At 59.4% G+C, this 18045-nt stretch carries 13 protein-coding genes; 7 read left to right on the top strand and 6 right to left on the bottom strand.

Annotated elements, in window-relative coordinates:
• Window positions 1-96: 96 nt before the first annotated feature.
• Entirely contained in the window at window positions 97-1125 is a 1029-nt protein-coding gene (gene thiL / locus H8B14_RS09770; protein WP_187315452.1) for a thiamine-phosphate kinase, read from the bottom strand.
• A 271-nt stretch (window positions 1126-1396) separates the two neighbouring features.
• A complete protein-coding gene (locus H8B14_RS09765; protein WP_187315451.1) occupies window positions 1397-2497 on the bottom strand; it encodes a T9SS type A sorting domain-containing protein in 1101 nt (366 codons plus the stop codon).
• Window positions 2498-2807: 310 nt separating this feature from the next.
• Here H8B14_RS09765 and H8B14_RS09760 point away from each other — a divergent pair, with 310 nt between their 5' ends.
• Together H8B14_RS09760 and H8B14_RS09755 are read left to right on the top strand one after the other, a co-directional pair.
• A complete protein-coding gene (locus H8B14_RS09760) occupies window positions 2808-3368 on the top strand; it encodes a hypothetical protein (protein ID WP_187315450.1) in 561 nt (186 codons plus the stop codon).
• Window positions 3369-3718: 350 nt separating this feature from the next.
• The gene (locus H8B14_RS09755; protein ID WP_187315449.1) at window positions 3719-4060 is read left to right on the top strand and encodes a hypothetical protein; all 342 of its coding nucleotides are present in this window, start codon (window positions 3719-3721) and stop codon (window positions 4058-4060) included.
• Between the two features lie 101 nt (window positions 4061-4161).
• Here H8B14_RS09755 and H8B14_RS09750 read toward each other — a convergent pair whose 3' ends face one another.
• Together H8B14_RS09750 and H8B14_RS09745 are read right to left on the bottom strand one after the other, a co-directional pair.
• Window positions 4162-5904 carry a M3 family oligoendopeptidase gene (locus H8B14_RS09750; protein ID WP_187315448.1) on the bottom strand — a complete coding sequence of 581 codons (1743 nt, stop codon included), beginning with the start codon at window positions 5902-5904 and terminating at the stop codon, window positions 4162-4164.
• A 164-nt stretch (window positions 5905-6068) separates the two neighbouring features.
• Window positions 6069-7178, bottom strand: a complete 1110-nt coding sequence (locus H8B14_RS09745) for a ferredoxin--NADP reductase (RefSeq protein ID WP_187315447.1) — start codon at window positions 7176-7178, stop codon at window positions 6069-6071.
• A 261-nt stretch (window positions 7179-7439) separates the two neighbouring features.
• Between H8B14_RS09745 and H8B14_RS09740 the strand changes: the two genes are divergently transcribed.
• Both H8B14_RS09740 and H8B14_RS09735 read left to right on the top strand, forming a co-directional pair.
• A complete protein-coding gene (locus H8B14_RS09740) occupies window positions 7440-8132 on the top strand; it encodes a peptidoglycan DD-metalloendopeptidase family protein (RefSeq protein ID WP_187315446.1) in 693 nt (230 codons plus the stop codon).
• A gap of 96 nt (window positions 8133-8228) precedes the next feature.
• Window positions 8229-8615 (top strand): GxxExxY protein, encoded by a 387-nt coding sequence (locus H8B14_RS09735; protein ID WP_187315445.1) that lies wholly within the window; start codon window positions 8229-8231, stop codon window positions 8613-8615.
• A gap of 80 nt (window positions 8616-8695) precedes the next feature.
• Here H8B14_RS09735 and H8B14_RS21315 read toward each other — a convergent pair whose 3' ends face one another.
• On the bottom strand, window positions 8696-9844 hold the full coding sequence (locus H8B14_RS21315) for an ABC transporter permease (protein WP_315984817.1): 1149 nt from the start codon (window positions 9842-9844) through the stop codon (window positions 8696-8698).
• A 114-nt stretch (window positions 9845-9958) separates the two neighbouring features.
• Here H8B14_RS21315 and H8B14_RS09725 point away from each other — a divergent pair, with 114 nt between their 5' ends.
• From H8B14_RS09725 to H8B14_RS09715, 3 genes are all read left to right on the top strand, one after another.
• Entirely contained in the window at window positions 9959-11209 is a 1251-nt protein-coding gene (locus tag H8B14_RS09725) for an exo-beta-N-acetylmuramidase NamZ family protein (protein WP_187315443.1), read from the top strand.
• Window positions 11210-11326: 117 nt separating this feature from the next.
• Window positions 11327-12274 (top strand): methionyl-tRNA formyltransferase, encoded by a 948-nt coding sequence (gene fmt / locus H8B14_RS09720; protein WP_187315442.1) that lies wholly within the window; start codon window positions 11327-11329, stop codon window positions 12272-12274.
• A gap of 9 nt (window positions 12275-12283) precedes the next feature.
• Window positions 12284-12769 carry a dihydrofolate reductase gene (locus tag H8B14_RS09715; RefSeq protein ID WP_187315441.1) on the top strand — a complete coding sequence of 162 codons (486 nt, stop codon included), beginning with the start codon at window positions 12284-12286 and terminating at the stop codon, window positions 12767-12769.
• Between the two features lie 87 nt (window positions 12770-12856).
• Here the strand turns inward: H8B14_RS09715 and porU2 are convergent, their stop codons facing one another.
• Window positions 12857-18004, bottom strand: coding sequence for a putative type IX secretion system sortase PorU2 (porU2, locus tag H8B14_RS09710; protein ID WP_187315440.1), 5148 nt, complete (start codon window positions 18002-18004; stop codon window positions 12857-12859).
• Window positions 18005-18045 lie beyond the last annotated feature (41 nt).

Below are 18045 nucleotides of genomic sequence, written 5' to 3'. Positions count from 1 at the left end.
GCAAGCCTCTTTCTATTTGTGGTCGGGTTGAAACGAGCGGAATAGCGCCGTCCACGAAATCCGTGCAATCCGCGAGAAATCCGCGGCAATCCGTGATCAGAAATGGTTGAACCCCTGCGCCCGCAGCGGAATGGGCTGGCCGGCTTTGGTGATGAGGTTTGCGCCCTCGCTCTTGTCCACCATATGTCCGATGATGGTGATGTCGGGATGGTTCTTGATTTTGTCGTGGGTGGAGAGCGGTACCGTGAAAAGCAGCTCGTAGTCTTCGCCGCCGTTGAGCATGCACATGATGGGGTCAAGGCCGAACTCCTCGGCCACTTCCAGCGTGGGGTTGGCAATAGGCAGGTTTTCGGAGAAGATGCGGGCCCCCGTTCCACTGGCCTGGCACAAGTGCAGCACCTCGGAGGCCAGCCCGTCGGAAATGTCAATCATGCTGGTAGGCACCACGCCCAAGTCGCGCAGCTCATGTACCACGTCCATACGGGCTTCGGGGCGCAGTTGGCGCTGGAGCACGTAAGGGTATTTCTCTAACTCGGGCTGGGTTTCGGGGTCGGCCTGCCAAGCTTGCTTTTCGCGCTCCAGCACCTGTAAGCCCAGATAGGCCCCGCCCAGGTCGCCGGTGACGCAGAGCAGGTCGTTGGGGCCGGCCCCGCTGCGGCGTACGGCTTTGCCGGCTTCAGCCAGGCCCAGGGCCGTAATGCCAATGGTGAGCCCGCTGCGGCTGCCGGTCGTATCACCTCCTACCAGGTCCACATTGTAGGCTTCGCAGGCCAGCCGGATACCTTCGTACAGTTCCTCTACAGCTTCTACCGAGAAGCGTGCGGGCACGCTCAGCGCCACCACAATTTGAGTAGGCAGGGCATTCATAGCCGCCACGTCCGATACGTTTACGGCCACAGCTTTGTAGCCCAGGTGCTTGAGCGGGCAGAACGTGAGGTCGAAGTGCACACCTTCCACCAGCAGATCGGTGCTGACAACCAGTTCCTGCCCAGTTGGGGGCGCCAGAATGGCTGCATCGTCGCCGATGCCGAGGATAGTGCTGGGCTGCTGCAGCTGTACGGTTTCCTGAATCCGGCGAATCAACCCGAATTCGCCTAGTGTATCAAGGGGAGTTATGTCGCTCATAGAATCGCAGATGGTGCGGATTAAAAGGATTTCACAGGTTCGGGCACAGGCGCGCTTCGCCACCTGAACCTGCTGCTTCTGTTGTCAGCAAAGGTACGAAACAACCACGCAGGCCACCCGGCGCGCCAAGCTACCCCAATAGCCAATGCCAGCTGCCTGGGCCTGAAGGCAAAAAGGCCGCCTCACATGGGGGCGGCCTCCTGGCTGGCAGATGCAGATAGACAACGCCACCTAACCAGCGTAATCCATATACATCTGCAACATCTGTGGTTTACTTCACCATCAGCTCTTTGTAGAGCTTGGTCTGGCCGTCTTTCGAGATAAACTGCACGAAGTACAGGCCTGCTTTCAGGTTGGAAATATCCAGCGTGATTTTTTCCGACGACAAACCCTGCGGCTGTGCCGTAATAGACTGGCCGAGGTTGTTCATTACCACGATCGAGCCCACTTTCACGTCCTTCAGCTCAACAATAGCCGTGCCGCTGGCGGGATTCGGGTATACGCTGATGCCGTTGTTGAACTTCTCCAACACCTTCAGCGGGCCGTAGGTACCGAATGGGCCAGTGTAGTCGTTGTGCTCGCCAAGACGGGAATAGCTCTGCGCGCCAGCATCAGCCGTGCCTCCGGGAGGAAAAGCAAAGCTGTAAGCCCGCCACTGATCGGCAATGTTGTAGGTGGCCGAAGCTGGATTTACACGCGTACCGCTCGAAACAGAAGTGCGGCGAATCAGCGACTGGTTGGCCGAAGCTACCAGCGGCGGAGTTGTCTGGCCGTTCACGGGTGGGTCGGCGGCATTGGTACCGCTCCATTGGCCTGTGCCCGTGCCACCACCAGCCGGCAGTGGCTGGAAACCGATTACGCCAAAAATATCCACCAAAACGGGTGTGCCGGTGCCGGCCGTAGCGCCTGTCCAGCGCACAAGCGCCAGGGCGTCGTCGCCGTTGTGGTAGGCTACCCCGCCACGAACCAGCGTGTTAGGGCCCACAGTAGCTACCGGCGAAGCCGCCAGCTGGTTGGCTTTGCTCAGGATGGCTGTAATGGTGGCTTCGCCGTTGGCGTATACGAAGGCCGCACCCGAGTTAAGGGTGTTGGCGCCGGTGGTGCGCTGCAGCTTCTCTTCTTCCGTTACGATAGCGCTGCCGTTGGAGTAGCGACGGATGGAATACGTGTTCAGGCTAACCGACGACGACGTAGGATTGTAAATCTCCAGGGCCCGCTCGTTGCCGGTGGAATTGGAAACACCTCCGTTGTAGCTGATGCCCGACTGGTGGGCGCCTTCGGTGTACTCAGACAGGAACAGTTCGTTGCCCTGGCCGTAGGAAGTAGCGGCCGCCAGCAGCAGCGCCGACACTAATACGTAATGTTTTTTCATGAAGAAGGTTGGTGAAAGGTCCACTAAACTGTCATCAAAGATAGGCACTTTGTGTGGGGTTTATACGTTATCAGCGCCTAAAACAGATATTGCGCATCCAGCCAAACAACTTGACTATCAGCCATAACTATTATTTTAGCGCGTGATGCTGCCTCCCATTTTTGCGTATTCCAGCCAGATTCTGCCTGTAGTGGATGTCTCGTAATGCCAGTCATCTGCGCCGGATTGCTTGGCTACCTTTGCCGCACAGCCAGCATTTTGCCACTACCGCGTGCTTTCTTCGCTTTCCCGAACCTGCCCTTTCTGCTTTATGAAAAACACCGTTTGGCTGGCTTTGCTGCTAGCCGCTTTCACAGCGTGCAACCGCACTCCCAAGGCCATTGATCCGGCATCGGCAGCCGCCGCTACGGCGCAGCTAACTGTATTACGGGACTCCGTAGATGCACGCTGGACGCAAATGATGACCAGCGACGATGCCAAAATTGTTGCGCAGGCCCAGATTCTGAATGAGCTGGAGCGCAGCCCTGCAGCTAACCAACAGCAGTTGCAGCAGCTGAACCACGCCAACAACCGTCTGAAGGCGTTGCGCTACCAGCAGACTACGATGCAATCAACCCAGATTGACCGCTACGACTCCGCCCAGGATTCGCTGCTGACGGCCTTGCGCGGCCTCGTAACGGCGCCGGGTGCCGCCAGCAGCACCGTACAGAACACGCTGGAAACCATCGGCGAATACGACGGGCAGGTGGTCGGCTACCGCGTGAAATACGACCGCGCCGCCAAGCAGTTCAATAACTATCTGCAGCTCCACCAAACTCAGTTGCCAACCGAAGCGCAAACTCCGCTCCCGCTGTTCGAGCTGCAGAATTAGCGGCGGGTTTCCGTAGCAACCCTTTTTTCGCGGCCCGGCTCCGGCATTCCGGGGCCGGGCCGCTTGCATCAGGCGCAGGTGGCGCCGCCACAATAAATCGGGGGTCATGCAACCTATCCGGCCAAACACGACTCCTTATATCAAACCGATAGCGAAGGCGCTTAGCGCCTTAACCTGTCTGGTTGAGTTGGTTGTGGAAAAGGCGACCGGTACTTACCGGCCGCTTTTTTACGTTTTAGCGACTTGCTGATCAACTGTATTTAGTGCGCTTTGCAACCTTTAGCTGGCGCTTAGGAATCTTGGTCTTGCCGCTGACAGCATAGGCTTTCCTCTTATTCCTGCGACCCGCCATGACGCACCATTACTTCCGTTTCGCACTACTTCTGACAGGCCTGCTCGTGGGCGCTTGCACCAAGGAAACCAACGAGCCGCACCCCGACAGTTGCGCAACTTCCGCTACCCTTCAATACCCGATGTGCAACGTGCTCAACTGCGCGCAGCATCATATTCTGCTGGTGTTGGCCGACGGCCGGCAACTCAAACCATCGGGGGCAGTATGGGACGGTTTTTGGAGCAATGCCAGCGGCCTGGCCCCACAGCGTGTCCGGATATCCTACCAACTTCTCCCAACCGAAGCAATATACACTTGGAGCAACGCTGAAATCAACTGTATCAGCGCGGCTCAGGAATAGGCAAATAGTTCTAATCAGTTGACACACAAACGCCCGGCTAACAGTAGCCGGGGTTTGTGTGTCAACTGGTTTGGTTGGATTATCAGCGAGTTCTCATCCTGCTACAGCTTCGCCATTTCGTCGCGCACAAAATCGGCAAGGGTACGCAGATACTCGGTGCTGAAGTCGAAGCGGATGCCAGCGGCGGCGTAAATGTCGCCGATGGGCGCAGTGTAGCCTAGCGCTAGCGCCCTTTTGTAGGCGGCCAGTCCCTGCTGCGTGTTCTGGCGGAAGTTGCGCCACACGGCAATGGCCCCGAGCTGCGCCATGGCGTACTCGATATAGTAAAACGGCACTTCGTAGAGGTGCAGCTGCTTCTGCCACAGATACGGCTTGATGCCTTCCAGGCCCTGCCAGCTCACGGTGCGCTGGTTGAACTCGTCGAACACCTGCTGCCACTGCTGGTGGCGCTGCTCTTCGGTGTGCGCCGGGTTTTCGTAGATCCAGTGCTGGAACTTGTCAATAGTAGCCACCCATGGGAAGGTTTCGAGTACGCCTTCCAAATGCGTTTTTTTGGCCCGACGCAACTCGTCGGGGTCAGTGAAGAACACGTCCCAGTGGTCCATGCTCATCAGCTCCATGCTCATGGAGGCCAGCTCTGCTACTTCGGACGGCGGGTGCTTGTCGGCGCCCAGCGGCAGATTGCGGGTCAGGAATGAGTGCACGGCGTGGCCGCCTTCGTGCAGCATGGTCACCACGTCGCGCAAGGAGCTGGTGGCGTTCATAAAGATGAACGGCACACCAGTTTCATCGAGCGGATAGTTGTAGCCACCGGGCGCCTTGCCCTTGCGGCTTTCCAGGTCGAGGTGGCCCATTTGGCGCATGGTGCGCAAACAGTCGCCTAGGTAGGGGTCGAGGCGCTGAAAAACGTCGATGGTCTTTTCCAGCAGCTCCGCGCCCGTCTCGAAGGGCCGCAACGGAGCTTTGCCGCTCACGTCCACGTCCAGGTCCCAGGGCCGCAACTCCGCTAAGTTAAGGTCCTGGCGACGCTCCAAGTCGAGGTCGTCGATAAGCGGCACCACGGTTTCGCGGATGGCCCGGTGGAAGTTGAAGCAGTCTTGCGGGGTGTAGTCGAAGCGGCCCAACGCAGCAAACATATAGTCGCGGAAGTTGGCGAAACCGGCATTTAGTGCCACCTGATGGCGTAGCCCAATTAACTCCGTAAACAGCGCATCCAGCGGCTCGGAGTCGCGGAGGCGGCGCGCCTGAATGGCCCGGAAAGCTTCTTCGCGCACGGTGCGGTCGGTATTTTTCAGGCGGTCGGCGGCGCGGGGCAGCGTCATTTCCTCACCGTCAAGCGTCACGGTCATTGCCCCGGCAATGGCGGCGTACTGCTGCTGTTTGGTGCTGATGTCGGTTTTGAGCGGAATGTTCTCGGCGCGGTAGATATCCAGTGCCTGCCGCACCGAACGCAAGAACACGCGGTATTTCTGCTGGTCCAGTTCGGGTAAATACTCCGAGGCCAGCATCTTCTCGTTGAGGGCGTGGTCGTAGGGTGCCACATTGGGCTCAATCTCGCTCACAAAGAACTGAAAGGCCGTGCTGCGGTCCTCATCCTGCGTGTCGCAGGTCATGCGGATGTAGCGCCAGGCCAGGTCCTCACTCAGTGCCGATTCCAGCTCTGAGCGGTCGAGCAGCCAGCGCTCCAACCCTGCTCCGGACGTAATCGTCCGGTCGCGCAGTTCCACAAAGAACGGCTCCAGCGCCGCCCAGTCCGTCACGATGTAGTCTTCGGGCAGGTAGTGGCGAGGTGGGCGCTGGGTATCAGTGGCAGAGGCCACCGGCATTTCGGGGGAAGTTTGCATAGAAGCTCGGATACGGGGGAAAGGGGCGGCGGGGTGTGATACCACAGCTTTTTCCAGTTGTGGTACCACTATCGTGGCTGCTGACTGCACGATGGCCGTTCAACGATGGTGGTACCACAAGGCCCTGCGGACTACTTGTGGCACCACGCCGGTTGCTACAGGCACTAATCGATTTCGATAACGACGTCGCGGGTGAGCGGGTGCGCCACGCACACCAGCACGTAGCCCTGCTTCATCTCCGAATCAGAAAGGCCTTCGCGCTCATCTAAGTGCACTTTGCCTGAGAGGCACTTGCCCCGGCAGGCCGTGCACAACCCGGCCTGGCACGAATACGGCAGGTCGATGTCCAGGTCGAGGGCCGCTTCCAGAATCGTCTGGCTGGGCTTCACCTCAAACTGGTACTCGGTGCCTTCGTAGTTCACGGTCACGTTGCGGGTCACAGCCTGGCCGTCGTCGTCGCTGTCCGACACGTCGCCGTGGCCGCTGGGCTGGGCGGCGGCCGTTTCCTGCGTTTCGGCCGCAGCCACGAAACTCTCGCGCCGGATCTGCGCCGCCGGCACGCCCAGCAGCTCCAGCGCCGATTTGGCTTCGGCCATCATGCCGTCGGGGCCGCAGAGGTAGTAGTCGGCCTGCGCGGTCGGGGCCTGGTGGCGCTGCTCGAGAATGCGCAGCAGCATGGTGCGGTTGAGGCGGCCGGTGTGCTGGTGCGCCGCCACCGGGCCAGTGGGCTGGCTGTACACGTGCTCGATCTGCAGGCGGCCACCGCTCTGGGCTTCCAGCTGCCGCAGCTGCGCCCCGAATATCACGGAGGCTTCGTTGCGGTTGCCATACACCAGCAGCACCTGGCTGCGAGGCTCGTCGCGCAGCACGGCCTTCAGCATGCTCATCAGCGGAGTGATACCCGAGCCGGCGCCCACCAGCACCAGGGAGCGGGCGGCGGCAGGATTAGGGATGAGCGTGAAATTGCCGAGCGGCGCCATGGCCTCCAACTGCTGACCCACGCGCACTGTATCAAGCAGATAGTTGCTCACGAGGCCACCCGTTACGCGCTTCACCGTCACGGACAGGCGGGGTGCTTCGCTGGGCGTGCTGCTGAGCGAGTAGGCGCGGCGCTCCTTTTTGCCGCCCGGGCCACAGGGCAGTATCAAGGTGAGAAACTGGCCGGGGGCGCTGGCAATGAGCTGGCGGCCGGGGGCTTCAAGGTGAATGGTAACGGCGTCGTTGGTTTCCTGGGTAAGCTCAACAACGGTAAGCGTGAGGTACGGACTGCTCATTAGTAACTTAGGGGCTTGGGTACTTAATAACTTGGAGGTTGACCTAGAAGCTTGCGCACTCAGGCAGAGGCAGCCTGAAGATTTGGAAAGAGGGCTGCAAAGTACGGGATTCTATAGCGGATGCTTTAGCTTGCAACCCCACTGCCGGGCGTATAAAATATTGCGCTATGCAGATACTCCGGCACGTACCAGCGGCCTGTTCGCCTAGTTAGCGGGCTGTGCCCTCTTGCTAACCTCTTCTTTTTCCTCTTGTTCAGAAGTATGCTTGCTGATCTGCTCGAACGCCACCAACACGAATTCCACGCCATTCTGCCCGTCGACCTGAACGCGCCCGATGTGACCCGCCTCGACTTCACCGCCAACAACCCCGTAGTGCGCGACGCCGACCTGCGCGACACAGCCGCATTTGAGGAGCTGGTAGCTCAACTACTGGCCGATAAAGATGCGCATATCGGCGTGGGCGGCTACCTCGAGAACCGTGTCATCTACCGCCGCAGCCCCGGCCTGTTCGGAGACCCGGCCGTACCTGCCCGCTCGTTGCATTTGGGCGTGGATGTGTGGCTGCGCGCCGGTACGCCCGTATTAGCGCCGCTGGATGCCACCGTACACAGCGTGCAGGACAACGACAACTTCGGTGACTACGGCCCTACCGTCATTCTGCAGCACAGCCTCGAAGGCACCACCTTCTACACGCTCTACGGCCACCTGAGCCGCCGCGAAACGGCGCTGCTGCGCCCCGGCATGGTTATCGAAAAAGGCGAGACGTTCACTGAAGTCGGCCCTGCCCCCGAAAACGGCGACTGGCCGCCGCACCTGCACTTCCAGGTAATAGCCGATCTGCAGGGCCGCTCCGGCGACTTCCCCGGCGTGGCGTTGCCTGAGGAGCGCGGGCAGTGGGCCACCCTCTGCCCCAACCCAAACCTGATCCTCCAATCACGGATTTTAGCGGATTAGACGGATTAATCGGATTTTGTAGACGATTACATCGGCTCTTCGCCCATCGTTTTCTTGCTGCTGATTGCCAGTTAAAAAGCGACTTACTTATTGCTTATGCTACTCGATATTCGCCATAACGAGCTGACCAAAAGCATTATTGGGTGTGCGATGAGTGTGCACCGTGAGTTAGGGCCCGGCTTTCCAGAGGGAATTTACCAGCGGAGCCTGGCAGTGGAGTTGACGATGGCGGGCATTGCTTTCAGCCGCGAAATACACATGCCAGTGTACTACAAAGGGCATGACGTCGGGTCCAGACGCGCTGATTTTCTGATTGACGGCTCGGTATTAGTCGAACTCAAGGCCTTGCCAACGCTGGAGCCCTCCAGTTTCGCTCAAGTCATCAACTACCTCACAGCCTACCGCTTGGAGGTTGGCTTGCTCCTTAACTTCGGAGAGCCCAGCCTGAAGTTTAAGCGTTTCCTAAAAAATCACGCCTCCTGAAAAGAAAAAGGCGGGGCAATGCCCCGCCTCAAGTCGTCCACAAAATCCGATTAATCCGTCTAATCCGCTAAAATCCGTGATTAGTCGAACTTGATGGCTGTAACGGGCTTGATACGCGAGATGAGGTAGGTTGGCACCAGCACGGCCAGCAACGAGGTGGCAAACACGGCCGCGTTAAGAATAACGATGATTTTGGGGTCCCAGAAAATCGGAACCCGGTCCATGTAGTAGTTCTCGGGGTCGAGCGGGATGAGGTGGGTGTAGTACTGCAGGGCGCAGAAGCCCAGCCCCACCAGGTTGCCGTAGAGCATGCCGCGCAGCGTGAGGCTTAACCCCCGGAAGAAGAACATGCTGCGAATCTGGCGGTCTGTGGCACCCACGGCCTTCAGCACCCCAATCATATTCGTGCGCTCCAGAATCATGATGAAAATGGTGGCCACCATGTTGAATGTAGCCACGAAGATGATCAGGATCAGGAAGATGATGACGTTGCGGTTGAGCAGCTGCAGCCAGTCGAAGAGCTGCGCGTACTGATCCGTGATTTTGTCCAGCTTGAGGTCGTAGCGCAGGTTTTCGTAGAGGTTTTCAGCTACCGGATCGAGGCGGTTGAAGTCCTTGAGCACCACTTCCACGCCGCCTACCAGCGAATCGGGCCAGGCGTTCAGGTCCCGGATCTGGCGAATGTCGCCGATGACGTACACGTCGTCGAACTCGTCGAGGCCGGTCTGGTAGATGCCTTTCACGGTGAACTTGCGCACCCGCGGCGGATTCTGTATGAAGTAGAACAGGGCGTCGTCGCCGACCTTGAGGCGCAGCTTGTCGGCCACTTTGCGCGAGAGCAGAATGTCGTTGGAAGCCGTGGAGTCGGGGAAGCTCAGGAACTTGCCGGTCTGCAGGTTTTCGCGCATCGGCGAGTTGCCATCTTCCTCCGAAATGCCTTTCAGCACTACGCCCAGCACCTCATCCTTGGTTTTGATGATGGCCGTTTTGCGGGCAAACGGCTGAATGGTTTGCACCTGCGGGAAGCGGTGCAGGTCTTGCACCAGCCGCGGGCCGCCGATGGGCTCCACTTCCAGCGAGTTATTGGTGTCGTACTTGCTGATTTGCAAGTGCGCGCCAAACGAGAAGATCTTGCTCTGTATTTCGTTGCGAAATCCTTCGAGGATAGCAAAGGACACAATCATCACCGCAACGCCCATGGCAATGCTGATGATGGCTATCTTTGTCACCGAGGAGGTAAAAGACCCCGAGTCGGCTCCGTCAATCTTGTGGGATATGTACCGCGAGACGTTCACTGCCGTAAAGCTACGCGTCTACGGTCAGTTTCCTAGCTTCGTTTCCTGATGCCGATATCCAATTTTCCCAGCCTGCTGAGCGCCACGCTCCTGCTTGCCAACTGCAGCGCTACCGCGCCCACCCAGCCCACGGCCACTGCTCCCGCCGCTGCTCCCTCAGTTACAGTGGTTTCGCCGCCACAAGTAATAGTGGAGCCGGCCGCCAGCCTGCGGATGGGCGCCGCTCAATTTGAGCGGTACCTACCGTTGCTGAAGGGCAAGCGTGTGGGGCTGGTGGTGAACCAAACGGCGCTGGTGGGCCGCGCCTTCCTGCTCGATACGCTGCTCACGCAGGGTGTGGCCGTAAAAGCCGTTTTCGGACCGGAACACGGCTTCCGGGGCGAAGCGGCCGACGGCGCTACCATCAAAGACGGTAAAGATGCCCGCACGGGCCTGCCGGTGCGCAGCCTCTACGGCGCCACTAAAAAGCCCACGGCCGCCATGCTCGCCGACGTAGACGTGCTGGTATTCGATATTCAGGATGTCGGCGTGCGGTTCTACACCTTCATCAGCACCATGCATTATGTGATGGAGGCCGCCGCCGAGCAGGGCAAGGAGGTGATTGTGCTGGACCGCCCCAACCCCAACGGCTGGTACGTGGACGGGCCCGTGCTGGAGCCCCAGCACAAGTCGTTTGTGGGCATGCACCCCATTCCGGTGGTGCACGGCCTCACCGTAGGCGAGCTGGCCAAGATGATCAACGGAGAAAAGTGGCTGGCCGGCGGCAAGCAATGCCGCCTGACGGTGGTGCCGGTGCAGGGCTACACCCACGCCACCCGCTACGAGCTGCCGGTGCGCCCCTCCCCCAACCTGCCCAACGCTCATTCCGTGAGCCTTTACCCGACCATCTGTCTGTTTGAAGGCACCGATGTGAGCGTGGGCCGGGGCACCGATATGCCGTTTGAGGTGATTGGGGCGCCCACGCAGCCTGCCACGCGGCCGTTTCGCTTCACGCCCAAGCCCAACACCGGCTCACCTACGCCACCTCAGAACGGGAAGCTATGCTACGGCCTCGACCTGCGCAGCTCCGGCAACGAGGTGGGCTTCACGGTGAAGTACTTGCTCGACTTCTACCAGCAAAGCACCGCCAAAGACAAGTTTTTCGGCAAATACTTCGAGCAGCTGACCGGCACTTCCACGGTGCGCCAGATGATTGTGGCCGGGAATACGGAGCCGGAAATCCGGGCTTCGTGGGAGCCGGCACTGGGGCAGTACAAGGCCATGCGGCAGAAGTATTTGCTGTATCCGGACTTTAAGTAAGATGTAGCCCGCAGAGGGCGCCGTGTTTTTCGCAGAGGACGCAGAGTCGTTCTGGAATAACGCTGCGTCCTCTGCGAAAACACGGCGCCCTCTGCAGGCTAAAAAACACCCGAACAAATGCTGAATATCATCTTCATGGGCACGCCGGAATTTGCCGTTCCGACGCTGGAAAGCCTGCTTGGCTGGGACGGCTGCCGCGTGGTGGCTGTGGTAACGGCGCCCGACAAGCCGGCCGGCCGCGGGCGGCAGCTGCAAGGCTCGGCCGTGAAGCAGGCAGCCGAAGCGCATGGCGTGCCGGTGCTGCAGCCAACCAATCTCAAGTCGCCGGAGTTTCAGGCGGAGCTGGAGGGCTACGCGGCCGACTTGCAGGTGGTGGTGGCTTTCCGTATGCTGCCCGAGGCCGTCTGGAACATGCCACCGCGGGGCAGCATCAACATTCACGCCTCGCTGCTGCCGCAGTACCGCGGGGCGGCGCCTATCAACTGGGCTCTTATCTACGGCGAAACCCAAACCGGCGTCACGTCCTTTTTCCTGCGCCACGAAATCGATACCGGCGACCTGATTTTCCAGGATGTAATTCCGATTGCCGCCGAGGACGATTTTGGCTCGCTCTATGAAAAGCTGAAGCTGGCCGGCGCGGCCCTGGCCTTGCGCTCGGTGCAGGCTATTGCGGCCGGCACGGCGCCCAGCCTGCCCCAGCAGGAAAGTGCCGAGTTGCGCGCCGCCCCCAAGATTCAGAAGGAAACCGGCCGGCTGGATTTCAGCGAGTCGGCGCCGGCGCTGGCCAACCGCGTGCGGGGCCTCTCCCCCATCCCTACGGCCTTCACGCAGCTGCCCGACGGCCGTACGCTCAAGGTGTTTCGGGCCCAGCCCTTCGACGACGAGGAAGCAAGCGGCCCCGACTCGGGCGGCATCGGCACCTGGCATACCGACGGCCGCACCTACCTGCGCGTGCAAACCGGCAGCGGCCTGCTGAGCTTGCTGGATGTACAGCTGGAAGGCAAGAAGCGTATGCCCATACAGGAATTCCTGCGCGGGTTCAATGTATCTGCTCTAACATCCTGATTGAAACGCATGGTATCCTTTGTAGTAGCTACTGCCGAAAACAACGTCATCGGGCACGACAACAAGCTGCTCTGGCATTTGCCTGATGACCTCAAGCACTTCAAGCGCCTCACCCAGGGCCACCCCGTTATCATGGGCCGGCGCACCTACGACAGCATCGGACGGGCCCTGCCCAACCGGCCCAACATCGTCGTCACGCGGCAGCAGGACTGGCAGGCGCCGGGCTGTGAAGTGGCGTATTCGGTGCCGGCCGCCTTGGAGCGGGCCGCGCAGCTCGATGAGGAGGTGTTTGTGATTGGGGGCGCCGAAATCTACCGCCAAGCCATGCAGGCCGCCGATACCATCTACCTCACCGAAGTGCACCACAGCTTCGAAGGCGACACCGTATTCCCGGAACTCAACCACACCGAGTGGCGCGAAGAGTCTCGCGAGCGGCACCCGGCCGATGACCGGCATGCTTACGCCTTTAGCTTCGTAACGCTGCGGCGCCGATAGGTAAGTGTCAACTAGCATCCTGTACATATAAAAAGGGCCGCCAAAATTGGCGGCCCTTTTTGGTAGGCATTGCGTATCATTTGCCGCTTAGCGAATCAGGACAATTTTGCCCCAGTCGTTTTTGAAGGCCCGGCGGTCGGCTTCGGCGCTGGTGGCGCGGCGGCTGAACTTGCTGGTCGGGTCATCAAGGATGACGCGGTACAGGTAGGTGCCGTTGGCCAGCCGGTCGCCGTAGGTATCGGTACCATCCCAGGCGTAGCCCGTGATGTTGTTGCCGATGCGCAGCGGCCCTTTGGCCGTGATGTCCTCCATCATAATTTCCTTTACCACGCGGCCCGTGAGGGTCAGGATCTGAATTTTCATGTCCCGCGGCAGCTCGGCGCCGGTAAGCGTAAACACGAACTGCGCTTTGCTGGTGACGGGGTTCGGATACGGGAAGACGTTGGTGATGGTAGAGGCATTCACTACTTCAAACGTCACGCGGTAGGGCTCGGAGCCAGCGGGCTTGTTGGTAGCGTCGCGGCCCTGCACTTCCAGCGTGTAGATGCCGTCGGCCAGCGCCTGGGTTTTGCCCATATCCAGCGTCAGCACTGCCAAGCCCCGCGTTGAGTCAGATTCAAAGATGACGTTGGAGCCGTTCAGGTCGAGGCGCGTGGCCGTGGTCTGGCCGGGCGCGGTCAGCAGCACATCGAAGTTGTTGGCGTTCTGGATGCGGCGCAGCCGGTCGTCATCCTTGAGCTGCACCCGAATAATAGGCGTCGGCGACACAATTTCCCCATTCAGAATCCGGCGGCCATCAAAAGCCACGTCCAGTACGGGCGGCGTGTTGCGGTCATCCACCTGGAAAGCAGGCAGCAGCAGTTCGTTGTTGAAAAAGTACAGTTCCGGTACAGCATTCGGGCGCGGGTTCACTACCACATTACCGCTAATGGAGCCGTCGAGACCTACTATGTTCATACTGGCGTTGAAGCGAACCTGTGAATTGGCCGCCAGTGGCCCACCAGGCACGTTTAGCAGCTCAGTGCGAGTGTTTCCGCCGTTGCTGAGTGTGATGCGGGCTTTGAGAGGGCCACTGAAGTTTATAGACGACACGTTTTCAAATACCACAGGTACCGTTACGCTGCCGGTTTCGGCGGCTTGCCGGGCCAGAGTAGCTGCGTCGTACACCGTGGCAGGGGTGGCCAGGTCGCGGCGCACGATGCCTTCGGGCACACCCTGATAGGTCACCAGCCACTGTTCCAGCTGCGGTGCCGTGCGATTCACAGTGTCGCGTAGGGTCAGTACCAGCTTCAGGTACGGATACTGCCGGGCCGAGATACCGGCCAGCGCCAAACTGCGGTTTGTAACGCTCGGATTGAGCAGGCGCTCCACGTTCAGCGTATCAATGCCCACTAGCTGCAACGTGTAGCTGTCGGAGGCCTCAGGCAGGCGCACGGTGTGGTAGAGCGTCTGCCACTCCTGGGCCGGGCCGATACGGGTAGACGATACTGTGCCGCTACCGCTACGGGTACCAATCTGGCCATTGAGAGTGACCACCTGGCTGGCGCGCGGGGTGGAGCTGGTGGGATCGGCGGTTACTTCCTGCACTGGGCGGGCGTTGGGGCCTTTCTGGACCAGCAGAGCGTACGGGTCGCCATCCTGCAGGCTGTTGATACGGGTGGCGCCGAGGCTGGTGAGTATCGCTTTCAGCGAAGCAGGGAAAGCCGAGAAGTTCACCTTGTTCATCGATAGCAGCGCGATATAGTCGCCGGGCCGCACATTGGTAAGCAAGGCCTGCAGCTGGGCCTGCCGGGCAGGTGTGTTGATATTGTCAGAGGCGGTGCCAGCGCTGGCGAAGTGGTAGAAGCGCAGATCACCCTGGCCACACGAGTCGTAGGCGCCGCCGCCCACGTTGCGCACGGGCCGCAGCGTGCGGCCACTGAACACAGCCACCATAATATTGGGCTGAATGACCGCGCAGTTGCCAACAAAAGGCAAAGAGGCCGCCGTGATTCCGTCCGTCACCGGATTGAACGTAGGCGTACTGCCGTCGCCGCCGCCGCGCGTAATCAAGCCAACAGGCTGCGTTGTGGCATCGGCAAACTCCCAACGCCCAGAAGGAGCAACGTTATTTATACGGGCCAGCTGGTTGCGTTTGAACTGGCCATGGTGGCTCTGCGACCAGCCACCTGGGGTGGCCGGAATCACGCGGAACGAGCTGGTAGCCCACTCCGGATTTTCGTTGAGGGTCGGGTCAGGCGTTTGGAAGCGCAGGCGCCAGTACCACACCACACTGTCGCGGCCAGCGAGGGCGGGCAGCGTGGGGCGCCAGTCAGGCACCAGGGTGGTGGTTACAGTGCGGGTTTGCTTGAGGGAACTATTGAAGGTAGGTACAGTATCAAGCTCCATTTCATAGGCCCGCGAGGTGCCGCGCGGGTCGTTGGTCTGGCCTACCAAGCGCAGGTTGGTAGCAGGCACAATGGCAAACTCCGGGGGCCACAGCGTCGTGACGCCGCCCTGCAGGAAATTGAAGCAAGCCTGTCCGCTGTTGTTGGTTTCCAGCAGCTCCGCAATGCGCTGCTGGTAGTCCAGCTCTACCTGAAAGCAGTTTTCGCCGAACACGTTGCCGGCATTAGGCAGCACGAAAGCGTAGGTGGTATCGCGCCAGGCCTGGCGTACCGTATAAGTGTACACGTCGGGGGCACGGGTGCCGGCGCTGGTGGTAGGATAGCGCCGCGTAATACGCACGTCCAGCGGATCGGTCGTGATTTTGCCGGGGTTTTTCACATTCACAACCACCTTGAGGCTGGTGGCCGAAGCTTGTAGCGGACCAGCACCATTGGGCTGCACCTGCACGTCGCCGGGCTGATTAGCAATGAAGTCTGGCTTATCGGGCGCGAAGAAGCGCAGAGCCGGGTCGCCAAGCCAGATATTCATCAATGACTGCGAAATTGTAGAGGGAAGGTTGAACTGCGCCAGCATCCGGCGAGTAGCCTCTGCTTGAATAACCGGAACGGGTTTGCCGTAAAAATTGGGGTCGTTGAAGGCAGCCTGGTAGAAATGGGTAGTAAACGCATCCAGGTTCTGCGGAAAACCAAGATCGGAGCCGGCCAGGAAGCCTATCGCGCCTTTATTGTCAGAGAAAATCCAGTTTTCCGACAGCGTACGGGCACCGCCGAGCAGACTGAACACCGCATTGGCAGAGCAGCCACTGATTAGAAACACCGGATACTTACCGGGGTTATTGTAGCCCTTGCTCGGGTCGGTGGGGTCACCAAACTGCAAATCGAAGTCTAGAGCCGTGCCGTGGCCAAAATATGTCACCAACGACACCCCATTATTGATTTCAGGTGCTAAGGTGATGCTGACTGGCAAATTTCCTCCCTGCGAGTCGGAGCGGCGGTAGGTTTTCACCACCTTCCCCCCAAACAGAGGACGTTCTACAAAGCGCTTGTATCTATCTATATACTCTTCGAACAACATACGCTCGTTTGAACTCTGTCCCCCGGCCAAGTGTACAACGTTTTTGCGCCAGGGTTCGGCGGGCAGCGCCTCGTGCGCTTTCAGCTTGTTCAAGTAATTCAGGACTTCCGTAGAAGTAGCTGCAGACACACGCCCAGTAGGCATGCGGGCAATGTAGTTGTTGTTTTCCCAGTCGGCCGACAGAAAGTTGTCGGAGGCGCTGCGCGTAGATCCGGGAATCAGGTCGCTGGCGGGCGGCAACGAACTGCGGCTGTATTCGCCTACCATCAGGCCCTTGCCCAGCAGCAACAGATAATTGGTTTGGCTGGCAGGTGAATTGGCCAGCTCCCAGCGCACGTAGTTGCGCATAGCTCCGACTGACTTCTCACCGTAGTGAAACTGGTCGTAGAGCTGCTGCGAGGTTACCACCACCGTATCATATCGGCCGCCGGCCGTAGAGGCGCGGTAAGTGGCATAGTCGCGCACAGCGTTTATGCCGCCTACTGGCCGCATGAGCAGCTGGTGGCTTATTATCAAAAAGTTAGTGGCAGTGGCATTCAGCGGACGAAAGCGTATGCGTGTTGCAGGACGAGGCACGGAAGCTACCGCTTCATCAGCCAGCACCATATTTCGAGTACGGTTGTTGGCCTCCGGAAATACATATCCCCGGCGCTGACCACCCAGCGCAGAGCCAACAATCCGTTGCACATTGTAAGGGTCGGTGATGTCGAAACCAACAACTGTTGCTGGAATAGAATCCAGGGCATAATAGGCTGGCCCGGCCAACGTCGAATCGTTGGAAAACGCAATTTGTGGGCGGCCGGCAAACCAGCGGTTGGTTTGTGCATATGTGTAGCGGGCATACGCCACCCGAAACTTGTTGCCATTGGCGGCCGGCGGCCGACCCGTAATGCTAAAAAACACTTTCACATTACCGTTGGCATCAATATCTGTGGATTGTAGCGGCAACCGTAAGCGATACTTATTGTAATTAGTCACCAAGGTGGTGGACAATAGCCGCATGTTGTTGCTGCCCGGCAGGTATACCGAAACGTCCACAGACCGCTGCCCCGGCCATCCCCCAACCAACATTACCTCCATCATGGGCACAGGGCCGTTCGCACTACGGCTCCAGATTGAGTCAGTTAAGGCAGTAGCATTAGTGGACTCTCCTCGAAATGTTCCCCCGAATGATGCTGAAAGCCACCCCTCTCCCGATTCGCCCCAGGGCTGGTAGATAACTGCATTGTCATCTACGTGTGCAAAAGAGGATACAAACATTTCGGTTTCACGGCGCATCCGGTACGGCTGTGCCGCGGCTGTGGGCGCTACGGCCGGCTGGGCCATCCGTAGTCCATTGGCCGTAGCCGACCACGTGAGAAAGTAAGCGGCAGTATCGGTGTAGAGGCTATAGAGGTCGTGGGGCTGGGTGGCCGCACCACCTTTGTAGAGGCGCTGGTCGAGCTTGCCGTCGTTGCGCTGGCCGTAGAACTCGAAGTAGGTGGTGGCGTCGAGCGTGGCCTGGTTGCCGCCACCGAAGATGGCCACTTCGCGGCCGCGCCGCCAGAGCTGTACCCGCTGCGGATTCACGCCGCTGATGCCAGCCTGCGCCAGATACTGCTGATCGAGGCGGTAGAGGCCGTCTTTGAGAATCTTGATCTTATAATACTGCTGGCTCGGAACGATCCACTCGTTGCCGTAGAGCGTCTGGGCCGAAGCAGAACCGGCGGTCAGCAAGCCCAGCAACAGGAAACACCAGCCCAGCAGGTAGCGAAGTCGGTAAGGTTGTGTCATATGATAGAGGTAGAAGCGTAAGGAGAAGAGCGTGCCGCGCC

It is taken from the genome of Hymenobacter puniceus (assembly GCF_014333525.1).
GTDB lineage: Bacteria > Bacteroidota > Bacteroidia > Cytophagales > Hymenobacteraceae > Hymenobacter.
The sequence above is the reverse complement of the archived record's forward strand: the minus strand, read 5'-3'. Positions and strand labels throughout refer to the sequence as shown.

Coding starts and splice junctions, on each gene's coding strand:
- fmt (WP_187315442.1), top strand. CDS start 11,327: ATGCTGAATATCATCTTCATGGGCACGCCGGAATTTGCCGTTCCGACG.
- H8B14_RS09725 (WP_187315443.1), top strand. CDS start 9,959: ATGCCGATATCCAATTTTCCCAGCCTGCTGAGCGCCACGCTCCTGCTT.
- H8B14_RS09750 (WP_187315448.1), bottom strand. CDS start 5,904: ATGCAAACTTCCCCCGAAATGCCGGTGGCCTCTGCCACTGATACCCAG.
- H8B14_RS09760 (WP_187315450.1), top strand. CDS start 2,808: ATGAAAAACACCGTTTGGCTGGCTTTGCTGCTAGCCGCTTTCACAGCG.
- H8B14_RS09735 (WP_187315445.1), top strand. CDS start 8,229: ATGCTACTCGATATTCGCCATAACGAGCTGACCAAAAGCATTATTGGG.
- H8B14_RS09765 (WP_187315451.1), bottom strand. CDS start 2,497: ATGAAAAAACATTACGTATTAGTGTCGGCGCTGCTGCTGGCGGCCGCT.
- porU2 (WP_187315440.1), bottom strand. CDS start 18,004: ATGACACAACCTTACCGACTTCGCTACCTGCTGGGCTGGTGTTTCCTG.
- H8B14_RS09755 (WP_187315449.1), top strand. CDS start 3,719: ATGACGCACCATTACTTCCGTTTCGCACTACTTCTGACAGGCCTGCTC.
- thiL (WP_187315452.1), bottom strand. CDS start 1,125: ATGAGCGACATAACTCCCCTTGATACACTAGGCGAATTCGGGTTGATT.
- H8B14_RS09715 (WP_187315441.1), top strand. CDS start 12,284: ATGGTATCCTTTGTAGTAGCTACTGCCGAAAACAACGTCATCGGGCAC.
- H8B14_RS09745 (WP_187315447.1), bottom strand. CDS start 7,178: ATGAGCAGTCCGTACCTCACGCTTACCGTTGTTGAGCTTACCCAGGAA.
- H8B14_RS09740 (WP_187315446.1), top strand. CDS start 7,440: ATGCTTGCTGATCTGCTCGAACGCCACCAACACGAATTCCACGCCATT.